Raw genomic sequence first — 288 nt, forward strand, 5'->3', positions numbered from 1 at the left:
TAGCGGTTCGCGCAGTTCGTCGTTAGGCGCATATGTGACAAAGCTGTCGATCGCTGGAGGAACGAATGGACCCGGATATCGCGCTGTTCGTCGCCGTCGTGGACGCCGGCAGCCTGAGCGCGGCGGGCCGTACAGCGGGCATATCCCCGGCCATGGTGTCGAAGCGGATCGCGCGATTGGAAGCGCGGCTGGGCGTCCGGCTGCTGGTGCGGACGACCCGGCGGCTGGACCTGACCGGGCCGGGGGAGCGGTTCCATGCCGACGCGGTGGCGATCCTCGCGACGCTGG

Annotated in this window: 1 protein-coding gene; it reads left to right on the top strand. The window is 69.1% G+C overall.

What is annotated here, in order from left to right; all coding sequences use genetic code 11:
- Positions 1–65: 65 nt before the first annotated feature.
- Positions 66–288, top strand: a 223-nt coding sequence (locus tag AC0IYH_RS30965) for a LysR family transcriptional regulator (RefSeq protein ID WP_471838012.1), incomplete at its 3' end; no start/stop codon positions are given.

Source organism: Pseudomonas sp. AC463 (assembly GCF_979253585.1).